Genomic DNA, 20,935 nt, shown 5'->3' with positions numbered 1-20,935 from the left:
CGATAATCATTTACGATAATAAAGGTTGCGAATTGGAATTCCAGACCCGCAACCTTTTTAAAAAAACAAATCGAATTAGTCTTCGATAACGATGCCCATACTGCGTGCAGTACCTTCAACCATACGCATTGCAGCTTCTACACTAGCAGCGTTTAGGTCAGGCATTTTAGTTTCAGCGATTTCGCGTACTTTATCACGCTTAACAGTTGCCACTTTATTACGGTTTGGTTCACCAGAACCAGACTCAATACCAGCTACTTTCTTAAGAAGAACAGCAGCAGGAGGAGTTTTAGTAATGAAAGTGAATGAACGGTCCTCAAATACCGTAATTTCAACAGGGATGATAAGACCAGCTTGATCAGCTGTACGAGCGTTAAACTCTTTACAGAAGCCCATGATGTTAACACCTGCTTGTCCTAATGCTGGACCAACTGGTGGAGCTGGGTTAGCTTTACCTGCAGGAATTTGAAGCTTTACCATTTTAATTACCTTTTTAGCCACGAGACACACCTCCTTAAGTCCGTGATGTGGTCAATTGGACAGTGATTTGCCCTCCCACGTCATATTTTATCTGTAAGGATAAAATCTTTCAAAAAACGTCTCCGATAACGAAGACGTACTGACTTAAAAGATATTATCACTTTTTACAATTCATTTCAAGTTTCATTTTATAATTTTTCAATTTGATGGAAGTCAAGCTCAACTGGAGTCTCGCGACCAAACATGTCCACAAGCACGCTAACCTTTTTCTTCTCCACATCAATTTCTTCAATAGCACCTGTATAATCTGCGAATGGTCCCTCATTTACACGCACTGTTTCATGAAGTTCAAAGTCGAAATCAACCACTTCATTGTCCATTCCCATATGCTTCATAATGGTAACAACTTCCTCTTCTAATAGAGGTGATGGTTTAGATCCAGAACCAGAAGAACCAACGAACCCAGTTACACCTGGCGTGTTACGTACAACATACCAAGAGTCATCAGTCATGATTAATTCTACTAATACATAACCTGGGAACACTTTTCTTTTCATTAATTTTTCTTTACCGTTTTTCATTTCTACTTCTACTTCTTCCGGGACAACAACACGGAAAATTTTATCTTGCATACCCATTGATTCTACACGTTTCTCTAGGTTTGCTTTTACTTTATTTTCATATCCAGAATAAGTATGGACAACATACCAACTTTTTTCCATTCATTTAGGACGAGCGTCCTTCCCTCCCTGACGTACATTTTTTTGCGCAAATGAAAAAACCCGTTCACCGGGCTTTTACACAGTTCTTATAAATAACATTATATCATGGATAAGTGCTTCTTATTCAAGAATTAACCAAGAATTAACCGAATTAAAGAAGAAATGCCCATATCAACCACTGCGAAGAAAATCGCAAAGAAGACAACTGTAGCGATAACAGTCGCTGTTGAACGGAGTAATTCATCTTTTTTAGGCCAACTTACTTTTTTCATTTCGCGACCTACATCGCCGAAAAAGTTCGTTAAACGCATCTACGGGACCTCCAGTGTATTATTTCAATTATTTATTTTGTTTCCTTGTGAACTGTATGCTGATTGCATGTTTTACAAAACTTCTTTATTTCAAGTCGCTCTACTGAGCTCGTATCTTTCATCGTAGAGTAGTTTCGATTTTTACACTCTTCACATGAGAGTACAACTTTTTTCCTCATTAGTTACACCAACCTTGTAACATTATGTCCCTAAAAATGTATCATACAACAAAAGACAATGTCAATGACATGCCTTTTGCACTCTCTACAAAAAGAAAACAGGTGATTTTTTACACCTGTAGCATTTGTTATGAATTTAAAGTGGTACTCTCTCTCATTTCCATATATCGTTCCAATTTCCGCTTCACCCTCTGTAAAGCGTTATCAATAGATTTCACATGTCTATTTAACTGTTCCGAAATCTCTTGATAAGAACGACCATCTAGATATAAAGAAAGCACTTTTCTTTCTAAATCGCTTAATAATTCAGATATTTTAGATTCTATGTCTGTATATTCTTCCTGACTTATAATCATTTCTTCAGGATCCGTTACCTTTGCTTCCGAAATAACATCTAATAATGTCCGATCAGATTCCTCATCATAAATCGGCTTATCTAAAGACACATATGAATTTAACGGAATATGTTTTTGCCTTGTTGCTGTTTTAATAGCGGTAATAATTTGTCGAGTGATACACAGTTCAGCAAATGCTTTGAATGAAGACAGCTTGTCCTCTTTATAATCACGAATCGCTTTAAACAATCCAATCATACCTTCTTGAACAATATCTTCTCGATCGGCACCCACTAAGAAATAAGATCTTGATTTCGCGCGAACAAAGTTCTTATATTTGTGAATCAAATATTCTAGAGCGTCAGTATTACCTTTTCGAACTAACTCAACGATTGCCTCATCCTCTAAATCACGAAATGTAACGTCGCCTACACTTACGAAGCCTGCTTCCACCTTGATCCCTCCGACCGCTATTTATTTAGCAATATTATACAGTAAAAAGATAAAGAGCGTCAATGCTTCAACGCTCTCCTCTTCTTAATTTTTCTAATTTTTCTGTAATATCTTTACTAAATATCTTTCGCATGGCGGGTTGCTTTTCTTTTGTGTCTTGTGTACGCCTTCTTACTTGTTGCTCCATCGCTTGTACTTCCAACTCTAATTCACGTGCAGATTTCCGAAGAGCACCTTGCGCAAATATAACCCATTGTTCCGTATAATCAGAAGTCGCAACATATATTTGCGTATTTATATTTCTAAGTTCAATCGCAAGCTGCTCTATCTTTTCATCTGCAGTTTGATTCTTCCTCGTGAATATGACTTCCACACGCGATTGTTTCATCTTTTTTTCAATACCTTGGACTGTATAAGCATCAAAGACTATCATTACCTTTGTACCTGTGTATCCTTGGTAATCCGCCATCTTATCAATCAGTGCATCCCTTGATGATTGCAAATCTACATCCCGTAGTTTCTTCAAATCTCCCCAAGCTCCGATAATGTTGTAACCGTCAACGATTAAAATATCGTTCATTTTTTATTTACCAATTTCGTGACGCTTACGATATACCTCATACATTAACAAACTTGCGGCTACTGAAGCATTTAAGGATGTAACTTTACCGACCATCGGTAAAGTAATTAGGAAATCACATTTTTCACCAATAATACGACTCATACCTTTTCCTTCACTTCCAATTACTAATCCAATCGGCATTTTACCATCTAAATTACGGTAATCCGTTTTCCCTTTTGCATCTGTACCAGCAATCCAAAGTCCACGTTCTTTTAATTCATCGATTGTACGAGATAAATTCGTTACACGTGCAACAGGAATATATTCAATTGCTCCAGTCGATGCCTTCGCAACTGATGCTGTAAGTCCCACAGCTCTTCTCTTCGGAATAATAATTCCATGAGCTCCTGTTGCATCCGCAGTACGCATAATAGAACCTAGGTTATGCGGGTCTTCAATTTCATCTAAAATTAAGAAGAATGGATCTTCATTACGCTTCTCCGCTACTTTAAATAGATCTTCTAGCTCAGCATATTGATACGCAGCCACTTGAGCAATTACACCTTGATGGTTCCCCTCAACTAATTGATCTAACTTCTTCTTTGGTGCATGTTGTAAAATAACCTTATTTTCTTTCGCTAGTGCCAGTACAATTTGTACTTGTCCTTTGGCAGCACCTTCTGCGATCCAAATTTTATTAATATCTCTTCCTGATCGTAACGCTTCAATTACAGGGTTACGGCCAATAATATATTCACTACTCATGATGATGTGCCCCCTTCCTTCTCTTCTAAAACAGCAATTGCCTTATATACAATTTCGTCTAATCTTTCACGATTATTTAATAAGTGGTGATAGCCAATTAGTGCTTCAAAGGCTGTACTATATCGATATGTTTGTACATCCGTATTTTTCGGGACAGTACCTGAATTTGCATTACGCCCTCTTCTTAGTACCGCCTCTTCTTCCTCTGTTAAAAATGCTATCTCTAATAAATGATAAACAACTTTCGCCTGTGCTTTTGCCGAAACAAAGCTTGTCCCTAATCGATGCAATTGATTAGGACGAACTTTACCTTTTTGAAGTAGGTGATAGCGGATATATTGTTCATATACCGCATCACCCATATATGCTAACGCTAAGCTGTTTAATTGCTTTGCATCAATCATTCTTATCCTCTTTTCCATCTTGTACCTTGAGCGGTATCTTCTAAAATAATATTACGGTCTTTTAAATCATCGCGAATTTGATCTGATAATGCAAAATCCCGATTTTTACGTGCTTCAATGCGCTTTTGAATAAGTACCTCAATTTCTTCATCAAGCAACTCTTCTTGCGCTAATTCTAATCCTAAAATATCAAATAATATTTCAAGTTGTTTTACGTATGCTTCAATTACAACTGTAGACGTATGTTCTTCCAGTAAATATTGATTTGCATGGTTTGCTACATTATATAACTCAGTGATTGCATTAGCAGTGTTGAAGTCATCATTCATCGCTTCTTCAAATGCAGTCTGGAATTTTTCCAGTTCTGCTAACCATTTCTCATTATGATCTGTTAACTCAGTACTACTTTCCATACGGTGTTTTAAGTTACCGTAAGCCGTTTTAATTCTTTCTAGTCCGTTATTTGTACTTTGTAATAACTCTTCACTGAAATTAATTGGGTGACGGTAATGTACCGATAGCATAAAGAATCTAATTAGCTGCGGATCATATTGCTTAATGATATCGTGAACTAAAATGAAGTTCCCCAGTGACTTAGACATCTTCTCATTATTAATATTAATATATCCATTGTGCATCCAATAACGTGCAAATGTTTTTCCTGTTAACGCCTCAGACTGCGCAATTTCATTCTCATGATGAGGAAATGCCAAATCTTGACCACCAGCATGAATATCAATTGTATCTCCTAAGTATTTACGTGCCATTGCAGAGCATTCAATATGCCAGCCTGGACGACCTTTCCCCCAAGGGCTTTCCCAGAAGATTTCTCCTTCTTTCGCAGCTTTCCATAAAGCAAAATCAAGAGGGTCTTGTTTCTTTTCTCCTACTTCAATGCGCGCACCGTGACGTAAGTCTGCGATTGGTTGATGCGATAATTTACCGTACCCTTCGAATTCCTTCGTTCTAAAGTACACATCACCTTCTGATTCATATGCATATCCTTTATTCACAAGTTCTTGAATAAATTCAATAATGATATCCATATTTTCCGTTACACGCGGATGAACTGTTGCATGTTTGCAACCTAGTGCCGTTACATCTTCAAAATACGCTTCAACGAAACAGTCCGCAATTGTAGGCACATCTTCACCTAATTCATTTGCTGCTTTAATTAATTTATCATCTACGTCAGTAAAGTTAGATACATACTGCACATCATACCCTTTATATTCTAAATAACGTCGTACCGTATCAAATACCATAGGTGGTCTTGCATTCCCAATGTGAATATAGTTATAAACTGTAGGTCCGCACACATACATCTTTACCTTATTTTCTTCTAATGGAGTAAACTCTTCCTTTTGACGCGTTAACGTATTATAAATGTGAATAGTCATTTTTATCCTTCCTTTCTACCTTTACTTCAAGTTGTTTTTTCAATTTATCAAGTTCTACTTCCATGACCTTTAACTTATCAAAAATTGGGTCTGGAAGGTCAGAATGATTTAATTCTTGACCGATCTTTACTCCATTTTGAATAACGACTCGGCCAGGTATACCTACAACTGTAGAATGTGCAGGCACTTCTTTTAATACGACAGACCCTGCTCCAATTTTAGAATTCTCTCCAACTGTAATAGAACCTAGTACTTTAGCACCTGTTGCAATTAATACATTATCCTGAATTGTAGGATGCCTCTTCCCCTTTTCTTTACCCGTACCACCTAATGTAACACCTTGATAAATCGTTACATTATCACCAATTTCGCACGTTTCTCCAATTACAACCCCCATTCCATGGTCTATGAAAAAACGACGGCCAATTGTTGCTCCTGGATGAATCTCAATACCAGTAAAGAAACGACTAACTTGTGAGATCCAACGTGCAATAAAGAAGAAATTCTTTTTATAAAAAGCATGTGCAATTCGATGGGCCCAAACTGCATGTAATCCAGAGTAAGTCAAAATGACTTCGAAATAACTTCTTGCCGCTGGATCCTGTTCAAAAACGACTTCAATATCTTCCCGAAGCCTCTTAAACATCGATGTTCCCTCCCCTTTATGGGCTGCTTTTTCGAGTGAACTAACTCTCCCTTTACTCCCTACTTATCCCCCTAAATCTTTATACACAGGGATAAAACTTATACTCATATCCACTTTTACGGTATAAAAAAAGACGCCTCTGTCATATTGACAGAGACGCCTTATAAGCGCGGTTCCACTCTGTTTAGGCTAAAAAAAGCCTCAAACTCATCTCTGATAACGGTGTACACCGCTTCTGCTTACTTTACGCCCTAAGACGTTTCACAAAACAATTCGCTGTTCAGCAGAAGACTCGAAGGGGCATTTCAAAAATCCACTTATAAACCACTTCCAGCCTAAAGGTGGTTCTCTCTGTAAAAAGCCTGATTTTCTACTTCTCCTTCTCGTCGCTTTTCCTTATTAGGTTTTAAGTATACTTATTATATTTCTAAATCTAGAAAATGTTAACCAATTACTTTTTGAAGACGATTTAAAACTTTTTCTTTTCCAAGAAGTGCAATAGCATTAGGAAGCTCTGGGCCATGTGTTTGACCAGTAGTTGCAACACGGATTGGCATAAATAAGTTTTTACCTTTATGACCTGTTTCCTTTTGCACTGCTTTAATAGCCGCTTTAATTGCTGCTGGTTCCATCGCTTCTAGTGCTTCTACTTGACCCGCAAATGCACGAAGTACTTCTGGTACTTGTTCACCTTTTAATACTTCTTGTCCTTCTTCTTCATAATCAACATGATCTTTGAAGAACATTTCAGAAAGCTCTACAATTTCAGCTCCAAAACTCATTTGTTCATGATATAACGCAATTACATCACGAATCCAACCTTGTTCTTGTTCGCTTAAAGTTTCACCTATACGTCCAGCTTTCACTAGATGCGGTAAACTTAACTCTACCACCATATCTAAGTCTTGCTTTTTCATATATTGGTTGTTCATCCATTTTAGTTTTTGAGAATCAAATAATGCAGGCGATTTTGATAAACGAGCTGCATCGAACATTTTGATAAACTCATCTTGAGAGAAGATTTCCTCTTCTCCTACTGGCGACCAACCTAATAGTGCAATAAAGTTAAAGATTGCTTCTGGAAGATATCCAAGCTCTTTATATTGCTCAATAAATTGAATAATAGATTCATCACGCTTACTTAGCTTTTTACGGCTTTCGTTTACAATTAAAGTCATATGACCAAATTGCGGAATATCCCAACCGAAAGCTTCGTAAATCATCATTTGTTTTGGCGTATTTGAAATATGATCATCACCACGAAGTACATGTGTAATCTCCATCAAGTGATCATCTACTGCTACCGCAAAGTTATAAGTTGGAATTCCATCTTTTTTCACGATAACGAAATCACCGAAATCATTTGAATGGAATGCAACTTCATCTTTTACGATATCTTTAAACGTGTAGTCGCGATCAACCGGTACACGGAAACGAATACTCGGAATGCGGCCTTCAGCCTCAAATCCCTTCATTTGCTCCTCAGTTAAATCACGGTGGTTTCCAGCATAACGCGGTGTTTCACCACGAGAGATTTGGCCTTCACGCTCTGCTTCTAGCTCTTCTTCTGTCATATAACATTTGTAAGCTAAACCGCGCTCTAATAAATCTTCATATAATTTTTTATAAATATCTAAACGCTCTGTTTGACGATATGGTCCAAATTCACCACCAACATCAACACCTTCATCCCAGTCCATACCGAGCCATTTCAAGTATTTTAATTGGCTTTCTTCTCCACCAGCAACATTACGTTTCACATCAGTATCTTCAATACGAATAATAAACTTACCATCTTGATGACGAGCAAATAAATAATTAAATAATGCCGTACGCGCATTTCCGATATGTAAGTGTCCTGTTGGACTTGGCGCATAGCGCACTCTCACTTGCTTTTCCATAATTGGTACACCTTCCATTCTTAATGTCAACACATTCTATAATTGTACACCAAAAAAATGTGATTATCCATCTTACGAATTAAAAACCATTATTTTTTCTGTAATAAAACAACTGCTTGAGAAGCAATTCCTTCTTCTCTACCTGTAAATCCTAATTTTTCTGTTGTGGTTGCTTTTACATTGATATTGTCAATAGACGTTTCTAATAGTTCACTAATACGTTTACGCATACTTTCAATATGTGATGCCATCTTTGGCTTTTGAGCAATAATTGTACAATCTAGATTCCCTAGCTCGTAACCTTGTTCACGTACAAATTCCCAAACCTTTTGCAGCAATACAGCTGAATCAGCATCTTTAAAAGCAGGATCCGTATCAGGGAAATGCTTTCCAATATCCCCAGCTGCAATTGCACCTAAACATGCATCCGCAATCGTATGTAACAATACGTCTGCATCTGAATGACCAATTAATCCTTTCTCGTGAGGAATTGTAATTCCACCAATAATTAACGGTCTACCTTCCGCAAACTCATGCACATCAAAACCTTGTCCAATTCGAAACATTTTTACATCCTCCTCAAGCTAAACTACAGAGCTTTATGATTCTATATTATATCGCTATCCTTATAAAGAAAAGCCCGGCTGTTGCCGAGCTTTTCTTCGCTATAATCATCACTGTCATTTCTTTTGAACATGAAGGAAACTTTCAGCAATTAATAAATCCTCTGGAGTCGTCACTTTAATATTATAGTAACTCCCCTCTACTACACCTACTTGCTTCCCGATACGTTCTACGAGGCTTGCATCATCTGTACCAAGGAAACAACCCTGTTTTGCACTTCTATGAGCTTCTAACAAAAGAGAAACAGCGAACCCTTGTGGCGTTTGTACAGCTTTAAGCTGAGATCTTTCTACCGTTTCGACAACGATACCCCGCTCTACTTTCTTAACTGTATCTTTCACTGGTACCGCACAAATGGACGCTCCATATTTTTCCGTTGCAGTTAATACATCTTGAATCACTTTATTCGTTACAAATGGACGCGCGCCGTCATGTACAAGAACATACTCAACATCACTAGTATGCTGAATGGCGTTATATACACTATCTTGTCTTTCGGCTCCGCCCTGAATAAATTGTACTGGCTTTTCAATCGGATACTTCTGCATTAATTCTTCAAAATACGGACGTTCTTCTTCGTTAATTGCCATAATAATACTTTTGCACGCTTTATCTTTTTCAAAAGCACGTAACGTATGCACAATAATCGGTACTTCATTAATAAGTAAGAACAACTTGTTTTTACCAGCACCCATCCGCTTACCTTGACCAGCTGCTGGAATAATTAATGTATACATATTAATAATCCTCTACTTATAATGCTTTTTCTAATAATTTACGTTTGGCGAAAATCATACGCCCAGCCGATGTTTGTAATACACTAGTAACAAGCACATTGAGTTGTGAACCTACATATTCTCTACCATCTTCTACTACAATCATCGTGCCATCATCTAAATATGCAACACCTTGATTTTGTTCTTTTCCATCTTTGACAACATAAACACTCAGTTCTTCACCTGGGAGTACAACAGGTTTAATTGCATTAGCTAAATCGTTAATATTTAACACCGTTACCCCTTGTAATTCAGAAACTTTGTTTAAGTTGAAATCATTCGTTACTACGGTTCCACCAGTGATTTTCGCCAACTTTACAAGTTTGCTATCCACTTCTTGAATATCATCGAAATCGCCTTCATAAATTTCTACCGGAATCGGCATCTCTTTTTGAATACGATTTAAAATATCTAATCCTCTGCGACCACGATTACGCTTTAAAGCATCAGAAGAATCGGCAATGTGCTGAAGTTCTTCTAACACGAATTGTGGAATCACAATTGTTCCTTCTAAAAACTTTGTTTGGCAAATATCAGCAATACGCCCATCGATAATTACACTCGTATCGAGAATTTTCCAATGAGCTGTAGATTCTTCTACCTCAGTTTCTTCATTCTCACTATTATTATTTTTCTTCTTCCCACGTTGTGGTAATGTAAATAATCCTAGCAATTCATTCCTCTTTTTAAACCCTACTTGGAATCCTAAATATCCAAGCAAAAGAGTAAAGAACACTTGCAATACTGTACTAATAACTGGAATTGTAAATTCACGAATTGGTATTAAAATTAAATATGCAACAATAAGACCCGAGATTAACCCTAATGTACCAAATAAAACATCCGCTACAGGCGCCTTTACAAGAGCCTCTTCAATATGCTTAATAAGTTGAACAATATAATCTACAAGCCAAAATGTTGTTAAAAATAAAATAATTGCACCAATAATTGCTCGAACATATGATCCTTCCAATAAAGGAACAGCACCCATGTCCAATACATTAATAACTTTTGGGATTAAGTAAATCCCTAACGCTCCGCCAATTACTAGAAAGAAGAGCTGTACAATTCGTTTTAACATCCAACCACCTCCTACTCATTATTAACCATTGTTTCGCTAATCAAAACGCCGAATGCAAAAGCGGACGTGTTTTTTTATAAATAGTTTTATTTACCAATATACCATATCATATACCAAAAATGTTCTAGTGTCGTTATATTATAGAATCAATGTAATATTCTTAATTGTGTCTACTCATATAGAGATGCTCTTGGATTCTTTTTAGGCCTTCTCGTATTTTCTTCGCCCTGACTTCTCCAATTCCTTCCACATCATCCAATTCATTAATAGTTGCTCGACAAACACCTTGCAAAGTCTTAAATCGATTAATTAAATTTTCAATGATAAGTGGCGGAACGCGCGAAATTTTGCTTGTGATTCGGTATCCTCTCGGCGTCACACTTTCTTCTAAACTCATTTGTCCTGGATAGCCAAGCAATTTAACTAAATCGCTATCCTCTAGAAGTTGTGTATTCGCAAGATCTTGTAACTTTTTCAAAATTTGATGATGGTCTTGTGTTTTTTCTTGATAATAATCTTTAATTAATAACGCTGCCTCTGCCTCTAAATCAGCTAGTAGTTCTGTAAGTTGTAAACGGATTAACCTACCTTCTGTTCCTAGCTCATGAATATAGCTCAATATTTCATTTTTAATCCGCAGTACCATTTCAACACTATGTAACACATGAACCACCTCGGACATTGTAACGACTTCTTCAAATTCTAGAATGCCCAAATTCGTAATACCATCATTCCATACAGCCTTATATTTTTCTAACGTTTGAATAGCTTGGTTTGCCTTTGTTAAAATAACACCTATATCCTTTAGTGTATAACGTAAATTTCCTTGATATAGTGTAATTACGTTACGTCTTTGTGAAATAGCCACAACAAGACTACCTGTCTGCTTTGCTACACGCTCTGCCGTCCGGTGGCGCATACCTGTTTCAATAGAATCAATAGATGCCTCTGGAACTAACTGTGCATTTGCAATTAAAATTTTACTTCCAGTTTCATTTAAAATAAGTGCCCCATCCATTTTTGCTAATTCGTATAAACTAGCAGGAGAGAATGCACAATTAATGTGAAATCCCCCATCAACAATACTTTTAATTTGTTCATTATATCCAAGAACAATTAGTCCCCCTGTTTGTGCGCGAAGCACATTATCTATCCCTTCGCGCAGTGGTGTTCCTGGGGCCACGAGCTGTAAAATATTAATCATACTTTTGACACGTTGCTTGTTTTCTTCCATAGCCTAGCCTCCTAATGTCAAACGAAGCGCTTCCCCTAAATTAGATACACCTACTACCTCAATCCCATCCGGAATTGTCCATCCCCCCAAATTTTTTCTAGGAATAATAGCACGTTGAAATCCTAATTTAGCTGCTTCTTGTACACGTTGTTCAATTCTTGATACTCTTCTTATTTCTCCAGTTAATCCTACTTCTCCTATTACTGCATCAGTTGGTGTCGTAGGTTTATCTCTAAAACTTGAAGCAATACTTAAAGCCACAGCTAAATCAATTGCTGGTTCATCTAATTTCAAACCACCTGCTACTTTTAAATATGCGTCTTGGTTTTGCAATAATAAACCTGTTCTTTTTTCTAGCACTGCCATAATAAGCGATACACGGTTATGATCAATTCCCGTCGCCATCCTTCGAGGGTTTCCAAAACTAGTAGGGGAGATTAATGCTTGTATTTCTACTAAAACCGGTCTTGTTCCTTCCATTGAGGCAACTACTGTTGATCCTGCGACTCCAACGGGTCTTTCCTCAAGAAAAATTTCAGAAGGATTTAAGACTTCCGCAAGACCAAGCTCTTTCATTTCAAAAATACCCATTTCATTCGTGGAACCAAAACGATTCTTCACAGCTCGCAAGATACGATATGTATGATGACGATCTCCTTCAAAGTAAAGAACTGCATCGACCATATGTTCTAACATACGAGGCCCTGCAATTGCCCCTTCTTTTGTCACATGTCCGACGATAAAAATAGGAATTCCTTTCGTTTTTGCAAGTTTCATTAATTCCGCTGTACATTCACGTACTTGCGCTACACTTCCTGGGGCTGACGTCACTTCAGGTAAATGTATCGTTTGAATAGAGTCAATAACAACAAAAGCTGGATTCATCTCTTCAATGTGCGCTGCAATTCGCTGTAGATCAGTTTCTGCTACAACAAATAGATTACTACCCTTTACATGCAAACGATCTGCACGAAGTTTAATCTGCTTTGCTGACTCCTCACCTGATATGTATAGTACATCATATGAAGAATCTGCTAATTGCGATGAAATTTGTAATAACAATGTTGATTTCCCAATCCCAGGGTCTCCACCAATCAGTACTAAGGATCCATCTACAATCCCACCACCAAGTACACGGTTAAACTCTTGGAATTTCGTTTCAATACGTGCCTCGGATTTTGTTTCTACTTCTGTTAGGCGTCTTGGTTTTGTTACTTCCGATTGAATTGCATTGGCATAATTAAGGCGTCTTGATGATACAACCGGTTCCATCTCTTCAACAAGCGTATTCCATTGACCACAACCAGGGCATTTCCCCATATATTTTGGTGACTGATAACCACACTCTTGACATGTGAATTTTGTTTTCTTTTTAGCCATATCGTTTTATATTTCACTTCACTTTCATCTATAAACATTTTATCCTTCTCGTATAAGAAAGAGGGCTATCTCGTAGCCCTCTTAGTTTGTCTATACTTATTTTACCTTTTCAGCACTATGAATGACAAATGATTCCCCTTCAACATCAAAGATAACTTTTTGTCCTTTCTCAATAGCACCTTTTAAAAGTTCTTCCGATAGTCTATCTTCTACATGTTTCTGAATTGCTCTACGAAGCGGACGAGCACCGTATTCTCGGTCAAAGCCTTTATCAGCAATGGCTGAAATCGCTCCTTCTGTTAAATGCAATTCAATCTCTTGCTCTTTTAAGCGCTTCACTAACTGATTCACCATAAGTGTTACAATCTCTTGAATATGTTTTTTCTCAAGCATATGGAACACGATAATTTCATCAATACGGTTTAAGAATTCTGGACGAAATGCCTTTTTCAGTTCATCCATTACTTTACCTTTCATATCTGAATAATCGCGGCTCTCATCTTGTACGTTAAATCCAAGATGTTTATTACGTTTTAACGCATCGGCACCAACGTTAGATGTCATAATAACAATTGTATTACGGAAATCAACTGTACGCCCTTTAGAATCCGTTAAGCGACCATCTTCTAATACTTGTAGTAAAATGTTAAACACATCAGGATGAGCTTTCTCTACTTCATCTAATAGAACAACTGAATATGGCTTACGGCGAACCTTTTCTGTTAGCTGTCCACCTTCTTCATATCCAACATATCCTGGAGGAGATCCAACTAAACGAGAGGTAGAATGCTTCTCCATGTACTCAGACATGTCGATGCGAATCATTGCATCCTCATCACCGAACATAGATTCTGCTAATGCTCTTGCTAGCTCCGTTTTACCTACACCTGTTGGTCCTAAGAAAATAAATGAACCAATCGGACGTTTCGGATCTTTCAATCCCGCTCTAGCACGGCGAACAGCTTTCGCTACGGCTACAACTGCTTCATCCTGCCCAATTAAACGATCATGTAAAATTGATTCCAAGTTTAATAATTTATCTGTCTCTGTTTGTGCAAGTTTAGAAACCGGAATACGCGTCCATGTGGAAACGACATTTGCGATATCTTCTACTGTTACTTCTGAATTTTCTTGTCCTTGTTTCTCTTTCCACTGACGCTTTGTATCTTCTAACTTTTCACGTAAACGTTGTTCCATATCACGTAAGGAAGCAGCTTTTTCAAATTCTTGGCTTTGTACAGCTGCATCTTTTTCTTTTCTAATTTCCTCAAGCTTTACTTCAAGCTCTTTTAAATTTGGTGGTGTTGTATAAGAGCGCAAGCGAACCTTTGAAGCAGCTTCATCAATTAAATCAATTGCTTTATCTGGTAAGAAACGATCTGTAATATAACGGTCTGAAAGCTTTACAGCTGCATCAATCGCATCATCTGTAATAGATACACGATGATGTGCCTCGTAACGATCACGTAAACCTTTCAAGATTTGAATTGATTCGTCTAGACTTGGCTCATCAACGTGAATTGGTTGGAAACGTCTCTCTAAAGCCGCGTCTTTTTCAATATATTTACGATATTCATCTAAAGTTGTCGCCCCAATACATTGTAACTCTCCGCGTGCTAAAGATGGTTTTAAAATGTTCGATGCATCAATTGCACCTTCTGCTCCACCTGCACCAATTAATGTATGAAGTTCATCAATAAATAGAATAATGTTTCCAGCTTGACGGATTTCATCCATAACTTTCTTTAAACGATCTTCAAATTCACCACGATATTTCGTTCCAGCTACAACTGTACCCATATCTAGTGTCATAACACGCTTATCTCTTAATGTTTCAGGAACTTCATTATTTACAATTTGTTGTGCTAATCCTTCTGCAATTGCCGTTTTACCCACACCAGGCTCTCCAATTAATACAGGATTGTTTTTTGTTCTACGGCTTAAAACTTCAATTACACGTTGAATTTCTTTACCACGCCCGATAACAGGATCCAGACGATTTTCACGTGCAACAACTGTTAAATCACGCGCTAAGCTATCCAGTGTCGGTGTATTTGCATTTGTTGAAGAACCACCTTGGTGACCTGAACTTGCTTCATTACTTCCAAGAAGTTGCAATACTTGTTGTCTTGCCTTATTTAGGCTAACACCTAAGTTATTTAAAACACGTGCTGCTACACCTTCACCTTCACGGATTAAACCAAGTAAGATATGTTCTGTTCCAACGTAAGAATGACCTAATTTACGAGCTTCATCCATGGACAATTCAATAACCTTTTTAGCACGCGGTGTATAATGTACAGTTTGAGAAGCTTCTGTTCCGCGTCCAATTAACGCTTCTACCTCTTTTTGAACTTTCTCTGGACTTAATCCAAGAGCAATTAACGCCTTTGCTGCAATTCCTTCCCCTTCGCGTACAAGCCCAAGTAAAATATGTTCTGTTCCAATATTATTATGCCCGATACGAATTGCTTCCTCTTGAGATAAAGCTAATACTTTCTGTGCTCTTTCTGTAAATCTTCCAAACATCATAGAAATCGCCTCCTACTTGCGCTTAGTTTTTTTCAATACGTAATCGCTCACGGATTAAGGTTGCTCTTCGATAATCTCTTTCTTCTGGTCCTAAAGGTCCTCCTGCATATTGTTGTAAAATGCCTGGTTGTGTAAGAACCATTAGCTCAGTCAAAATATTTCTCGATACACCTTTTATATATCCTAAATCAATACCCAGTCGTACATCTGATAAGCAAGTAGCAGCTTCTGCAGATTGAATTAACCGACTGTTTGCTAGTATGCCATAAGAGCGATAAACTTTATCTTCAAGCTCAATACTTGAATTTTGTACAATTAATTCTCTAGCCATTTTTTCTTGCTGTATGATCTGTTGAATGACACTCTTTAAATCTGCAATAATATCTTCTTCAGATTTTCCTAACGTCATTTGATTTGACACTTGAAATATATTACCTAACGCTTCGCTACCTTCACCGTATATTCCTCTTACTACTAACCCTAATTTTTGAATTACTTGTATAATACGGCTAATTCTTTTCGTTAAAACGAGTCCCGGTAAGTGAATCATTACAGACGCCCTCAATCCGGTACCAACGTTAGTAGGGCAGCTCGTTATATATCCAAGTGATTCATCAAAAGCATATTCAACCTCTTCCTCTATCCAATTATCTATTTGATTGGCACTTTGAAGGGCCTCTGATAACTGCAACCCTGAAAATAAGCACTGAATCCTAATATGGTCTTCCTCATTAAGCATAACACTAATATGTTCGCTTTCTGACAATAGGCATGCTCCATATTCTGTTCCTGCAAGGTTAGGACTAATTAAATGCTTTTCAACTAATACTCTCCTTTGAAGAGGCGTTAATTCATTCATTTTTAATAGTTCAAACTCTCCAAAAGGTTCTACCGTTTTATTTATAAATTCCTTTTTAAATAATTCATGAATCTGTTTAGCTTCTTCTTCGTTTTGCATAGTAGAGAATTGATATTTTTTAAAATTACGAGCCAAACGTATTCGACTACTTAAAACAATATCAGAATCAGGGCCATCCCCCTTCATCCATGGACTAATCGCTTCATTCATAATTTTGTCCAGTGACATAGAACTATTCCCCCTCTCTATGCTCACTAAGCTGATTTTCAAGACCTCGAATTTTATCCCTTACTTCAGCAGCTTTCTCAAACTCCTCTTTCTGTACGTATTGTTTCAGAATGAGTTTTAGTTCATCTAATTCTTTCTTTAAGTGAATATTTCCTTCTATACGTTCCGGAATTTTTCCACAATGATCTGTATGTCCGCCGTGAAGACGTTTTAATAACGGCTTTAAATGTTCCTTAAATGTATCGTAACAAGAAGCACATCCAAAGCGTCCCACCTTTGTAAATTGCTCATATGTCATCTTACAATCTGGACACCTTAATATACTTGTATTCGAAAGCCCCTTTTGTCCTTCTTCAAACATTGTTGATTCACCGTGTAATAACCCAGCAAATAAATCATGGAATGAAAAGTTTGACTGCGTTGATTGAAAGAAAGACGTATAGCCACTTTGTTCTGCACATTGCTCACAAAGATGAACTTCCGTCTTCTTTTCGTTGATTACTTTTGTATAATGTAAAGTTGCTGGTCTTATATTACAGTTTTGACAAGTCATCACTATCCCACCTTTACAACAGGAACGATCTATCTCATAGTACTTTTCATACATTACTAGATTGTTCACTTTCCTTTATTCGTTTAAATAAAAGTGCGTGTTCTTTTTTCAAAACCTCTACAATATTTAACTGCATTATCTCTTAGTTATTTTTTTACAAAAGCCGTATTTATTTATATTTCAGTGTTCTTAACATTGCGCATAATATTCGAGCCCTAAGTTCATCTCGAGAAGGAACATCCATTGATAACACAGAACGATCTAGTACACTTAACATAAGTTTAGCTTCACGATTTGTTATGATTCCCTCTTCTATTAAACGTATAATCATACTCTCTGCATTCCCTTGCGCAACACTATGATCAATCATATGAAGCATTTGATCAATAATGTCTATATCGTCATGCAGTTTGACTTTTATAATGCGAATGTAACCTCCCCCACCACGTTTACTTTCTACTACAAATCCTCTTTCTAACGTAAAGCGGGTATTGATTACATAATTGATTTGAGATGGTACGCACTCGAATCGATCCGCAATCTCATTTCTTTTGATTTCAATCACATTATTATTACTTAAGTCAATAACTTGCTTTAGATATTGCTCAATGATATCAGATATATTTCTCATTTATCCGCCACCTTTATTGACTTTGACTATCTTTGACTTTAATTATATACGTATTAATAAAATTTGCAACTCTTTTGCTTATTCACTATCCTAGCCACAGTCCCTTGTATTTAATCAAAATAATAATTATTTAAACACATTTTTTTATTACTATAGATTATAAAAGAAAACACAAAAAAACACGAATCAAATGACTCGTGTTTTTAGTTGCTTGGCGACGTCCTACTCTCACAGGGACAAGGTCCCAACTACCATCGGCGCTAGAGAGCTTAACTTCCGTGTTCGGTATGGGAACGGGTGTGACCTCTCTGCCATCATCACCAAACTATGAAGGCATATTCCTTCAAAACTAGATAACATTGCTACATATTATATGGTTAAGTCCTCGATCTATTAGTATTCGTCAGCTCCACATGTCACCATGCTTCCACCTCGAACCTATCAACCTGATCATCTTTCAGGGATCTTACTAGCTTACGCTATGGGAAATCTCATCTTGAGGGGGCTTCATGCTTAGATGCTTTCAGCACTTATCCCTTCCGCACATAGCTACCCAGCTATGCCCTTGGCAGAACAACTGGTACACCAGCGGTGCGTCCATCCCGGTCCTCTCGTACTAAGGACAGCTCCTCTCAAATTTCCTACGCCCACGACGGATAGGGACCGAACTGTCTCACGACGTTCTGAACCCAGCTCGCGTACCGCTTTAATGGGCGAACAGCCCAACCCTTGGGACCGACTACAGCCCCAGGATGCGATGAGCCGACATCGAGGTGCCAAACCTCCCCGTCGATGTGGACTCTTGGGGGAGATAAGCCTGTTATCCCCGGGGTAGCTTTTATCCGTTGAGCGATGGCCCTTCCATGCGGAACCACCGGATCACTAAGCCCGACTTTCGTCCCTGCTCGACTTGTAGGTCTCGCAGTCAAGCTCCCTTATGCCTTTGCACTCTACGAATGATTTCCAACCATTCTGAGGGAACCTTTGGGCGCCTCCGTTACACTTTAGGAGGCGACCGCCCCAGTCAAACTGCCCACCTGACACTGTCTCCCGGGTCGATAAGACCCGTAGGTTAGAATTTCAATACAGTCAGGGCGGTATCCCACCAGCGCCTCCACCGAAGCTAGCGCTCCGGTTTCAATGGCTCCCGCCTATCCTGTACAAACTGTACCAAAATTCAATATCAGGCTACAGTAAAGCTCCACGGGGTCTTTCCGTCCTGTCGCGGGTAACCTGCATCTTCACAGGTACTATAATTTCACCGAGTCTCTGGTTGAGACAGTGCCCAAATCGTTACACCTTTCGTGCGGGTCGGAACTTACCCGACAAGGAATTTCGCTACCTTAGGACCGTTATAGTTACGGCCGCCGTTTACTGGGGCTTCAGTTCAGAGCTTCGCTTACGCTAACCCCTCTCCTTAACCTTCCAGCACCGGGCAGGTGTCAGCCCCTATACTTCGCCTTACGGCTTCGCAGAGACCTGTGTTTTTGCTAAACAGTCGCTTGGGCCTATTCACTGCGGCTTTCCGTTAAGAAAGCACCCCTTCTCCCGAAGTTACGGGGTCATTTTGCCGAGTTCCTTAACCAGAGTTCTCTCGCACACCTTAGGATTCTCTCCTCGCCTACCTGTGTCGGTTTGCGGTACAGGCACCTTTTATCTCGCTAGAAGCTTTTCTTGGCAGCGGGGAATCAAAGACTTCGCTCCATAAGGAGCTTCCCCATCACAGCTCAGCCTTCACGATAAGCGGATTTGCCTACTTATCAGCCTAACTGCTTGGACGTGCACAACCAATCGCACGCTTCTTCTATCCTTCTGCGTCCCTCCATTGCTCAAACGATAAAGAGGTGGTACAGGAATATCAACCTGTTGTCCATCGCCTACGCCTGTCGGCCTCGGCTTAGGTCCTGACTAACCCTGAGCGGACGAGCCTTCCTCAGGAAACCTTAGGCATTCGGTGGACGGGATTCTCACCCGTCTTTCGCTACTCATACCGGCATTCTCACTTCTAAGCGCTCCACCAGTCCTTCCGGTCTGACTTCACTGCACTTAGAACGCTCCCCTACCACTGATACCATTGGTATCAATTCGCAGCTTCGGTGGTGTATTTAGCCCCGGTACATTTTCGGCGCAGAGTCACTCGACTAGTGAGCTATTACGCACTCTTTAAATGGTGGCTGCTTCTAAGCCAACATCCTAGTTGTCTAAGCAACTCCACATCCTTTTCCACTTAATACACACTTTGGGACCTTAGCTGGCGATCTGGGCTGTTTCCCTCTTGACTACGGATCTTATCACTCGCAGTCTGACTCCTAAGGATAAGTCATTGGCATTCGGAGTTTGACTGAATTCGGTAATCCGATGAGGACCCCTAGTTCAATCAGTGCTCTACCTCCAAGACTCTTACACTTAAGGCTAGCCCTAAAGCTATTTCGGGGAGAACCAGCTATCTCCAGGTTCGATTGGAATTTCTCCGCTACCCACACCTCATCCCCGCACTTTTCAACGTGCGTGGGTTCGGGCCTCCATTCAGTGTTACCTGAACTTCACCCTGGACATGGGTAGATCACCTGGTTTCGGGTCTACGACCACGTACTAAACGCCCTATTCAGACTCGCTTTCGCTGCGGCTCCGCCTCTTCAGCTTAACCTCGCACGGGATCGTAACTCGCCGGTTCATTCTACAAAAGGCACGCCATCACCCATTAACGGGCTCTGACTATTTGTAGGCACACGGTTTCAGGATCTCTTTCACTCCCCTTCCGGGGTGCTTTTCACCTTTCCCTCACGGTACTGGTTCACTATCGATCACTAGGGAGTATTTAGCCTTGGGAGATGGTCCTCCCAGATTCCGACGGAATTTCACGTGTTCCGCCGTACTCA

At 38.9% G+C, this 20,935-nt stretch carries 20 protein-coding genes, 2 rRNA genes and 1 other annotated feature (1 of these 23 cut by a window edge); all 22 genes read right to left on the bottom strand.

The window, feature by feature from the left end:
* Positions 1–75 precede the first annotated feature (75 nt).
* A complete protein-coding gene (rplK, locus tag KZZ19_RS00605; protein ID WP_001085872.1) occupies positions 76–501 on the bottom strand; it encodes a 50S ribosomal protein L11 in 426 nt (141 codons plus the stop codon).
* 167 nt (positions 502–668) lie between these two features.
* The gene (gene nusG, locus KZZ19_RS00600; RefSeq protein ID WP_000415794.1) at positions 669–1,202 is read right to left on the bottom strand and encodes a transcription termination/antitermination protein NusG; all 534 of its coding nucleotides are present in this window, start codon (positions 1,200–1,202) and stop codon (positions 669–671) included.
* A gap of 131 nt (positions 1,203–1,333) precedes the next feature.
* Entirely contained in the window at positions 1,334–1,513 is a 180-nt protein-coding gene (gene secE / locus KZZ19_RS00595) for a preprotein translocase subunit SecE (protein WP_001241321.1), read from the bottom strand.
* 32 nt (positions 1,514–1,545) lie between these two features.
* Complete coding sequence (gene rpmG, locus KZZ19_RS00590; RefSeq protein ID WP_002070160.1) at positions 1,546–1,692, bottom strand: 50S ribosomal protein L33; 147 nt, start codon at positions 1,690–1,692, stop codon at positions 1,546–1,548.
* Positions 1,693–1,820: 128 nt separating this feature from the next.
* Positions 1,821–2,480, bottom strand: coding sequence for an RNA polymerase sporulation sigma factor SigH (locus KZZ19_RS00585; RefSeq protein WP_000387198.1), 660 nt, complete (start codon positions 2,478–2,480; stop codon positions 1,821–1,823).
* 67 nt (positions 2,481–2,547) lie between these two features.
* Positions 2,548–3,060, bottom strand: coding sequence for an NYN domain-containing protein (locus KZZ19_RS00580; protein WP_000997888.1), 513 nt, complete (start codon positions 3,058–3,060; stop codon positions 2,548–2,550).
* A gap of 3 nt (positions 3,061–3,063) precedes the next feature.
* On the bottom strand, positions 3,064–3,807 hold the full coding sequence (gene rlmB, locus KZZ19_RS00575) for a 23S rRNA (guanosine(2251)-2'-O)-methyltransferase RlmB (protein ID WP_000093762.1): 744 nt from the start codon (positions 3,805–3,807) through the stop codon (positions 3,064–3,066).
* A complete protein-coding gene (locus tag KZZ19_RS00570) occupies positions 3,804–4,211 on the bottom strand; it encodes a Mini-ribonuclease 3 (protein ID WP_237982310.1) in 408 nt (135 codons plus the stop codon). Before KZZ19_RS00570 ends, rlmB begins: the two co-directional genes overlap by 4 nt.
* Before the next feature lie 2 nt (positions 4,212–4,213).
* Positions 4,214–5,611, bottom strand: coding sequence for a cysteine--tRNA ligase (gene cysS, locus KZZ19_RS00565; protein WP_237982311.1), 1,398 nt, complete (start codon positions 5,609–5,611; stop codon positions 4,214–4,216).
* Positions 5,592–6,257, bottom strand: a complete 666-nt coding sequence (gene cysE / locus KZZ19_RS00560; RefSeq protein ID WP_000476500.1) for a serine O-acetyltransferase — start codon at positions 6,255–6,257, stop codon at positions 5,592–5,594. Before cysE ends, cysS begins: the two co-directional genes overlap by 20 nt.
* A 149-nt stretch (positions 6,258–6,406) precedes the next feature.
* Positions 6,407–6,653, bottom strand: a binding site (T-box leader).
* Positions 6,654–6,700: 47 nt separating this feature from the next.
* Positions 6,701–8,158, bottom strand: a complete 1,458-nt coding sequence (gene gltX, locus KZZ19_RS00555) for a glutamate--tRNA ligase (RefSeq protein ID WP_237982312.1) — start codon at positions 8,156–8,158, stop codon at positions 6,701–6,703.
* 89 nt (positions 8,159–8,247) lie between these two features.
* Entirely contained in the window at positions 8,248–8,724 is a 477-nt protein-coding gene (gene ispF, locus KZZ19_RS00550) for a 2-C-methyl-D-erythritol 2,4-cyclodiphosphate synthase (RefSeq protein ID WP_237982313.1), read from the bottom strand.
* Positions 8,725–8,838: 114 nt separating this feature from the next.
* Positions 8,839–9,519, bottom strand: coding sequence for a 2-C-methyl-D-erythritol 4-phosphate cytidylyltransferase (ispD, locus tag KZZ19_RS00545; protein WP_237982314.1), 681 nt, complete (start codon positions 9,517–9,519; stop codon positions 8,839–8,841).
* A gap of 16 nt (positions 9,520–9,535) precedes the next feature.
* Positions 9,536–10,639 (bottom strand): PIN/TRAM domain-containing protein, encoded by a 1,104-nt coding sequence (locus KZZ19_RS00540; protein WP_088094803.1) that lies wholly within the window; start codon positions 10,637–10,639, stop codon positions 9,536–9,538.
* 160 nt (positions 10,640–10,799) lie between these two features.
* Positions 10,800–11,873, bottom strand: a complete 1,074-nt coding sequence (gene disA / locus KZZ19_RS00535; RefSeq protein WP_000392165.1) for a DNA integrity scanning diadenylate cyclase DisA — start codon at positions 11,871–11,873, stop codon at positions 10,800–10,802.
* Positions 11,874–11,876: 3 nt separating this feature from the next.
* Entirely contained in the window at positions 11,877–13,253 is a 1,377-nt protein-coding gene (gene radA / locus KZZ19_RS00530) for a DNA repair protein RadA (protein ID WP_001085204.1), read from the bottom strand.
* Positions 13,254–13,349: 96 nt separating this feature from the next.
* Positions 13,350–15,785 (bottom strand): ATP-dependent protease ATP-binding subunit ClpC, encoded by a 2,436-nt coding sequence (clpC, locus tag KZZ19_RS00525; protein ID WP_098343376.1) that lies wholly within the window; start codon positions 15,783–15,785, stop codon positions 13,350–13,352.
* A 22-nt stretch (positions 15,786–15,807) separates the two neighbouring features.
* On the bottom strand, positions 15,808–16,872 hold the full coding sequence (locus KZZ19_RS00520; RefSeq protein ID WP_098343377.1) for a protein arginine kinase: 1,065 nt from the start codon (positions 16,870–16,872) through the stop codon (positions 15,808–15,810).
* 4 nt (positions 16,873–16,876) lie between these two features.
* Complete coding sequence (locus tag KZZ19_RS00515; RefSeq protein ID WP_237982898.1) at positions 16,877–17,425, bottom strand: UvrB/UvrC motif-containing protein; 549 nt, start codon at positions 17,423–17,425, stop codon at positions 16,877–16,879.
* 169 nt (positions 17,426–17,594) lie between these two features.
* Positions 17,595–18,056, bottom strand: coding sequence for a transcriptional regulator CtsR (gene ctsR, locus KZZ19_RS00510; protein WP_001244563.1), 462 nt, complete (start codon positions 18,054–18,056; stop codon positions 17,595–17,597).
* A gap of 209 nt (positions 18,057–18,265) precedes the next feature.
* A 5S ribosomal RNA gene (gene rrf, locus KZZ19_RS00505) occupies positions 18,266–18,381 on the bottom strand.
* 48 nt (positions 18,382–18,429) lie between these two features.
* A 23S ribosomal RNA gene (locus tag KZZ19_RS00500) occupies positions 18,430–20,935 on the bottom strand; it runs 415 nt beyond the window's last position.

The organism is Bacillus thuringiensis, from assembly GCF_022095615.2.
Lineage (GTDB): Bacteria > Bacillota > Bacilli > Bacillales > Bacillaceae_G > Bacillus_A > Bacillus_A cereus_AG.
This window is presented reverse-complemented; position numbering and strand designations above follow the sequence as displayed.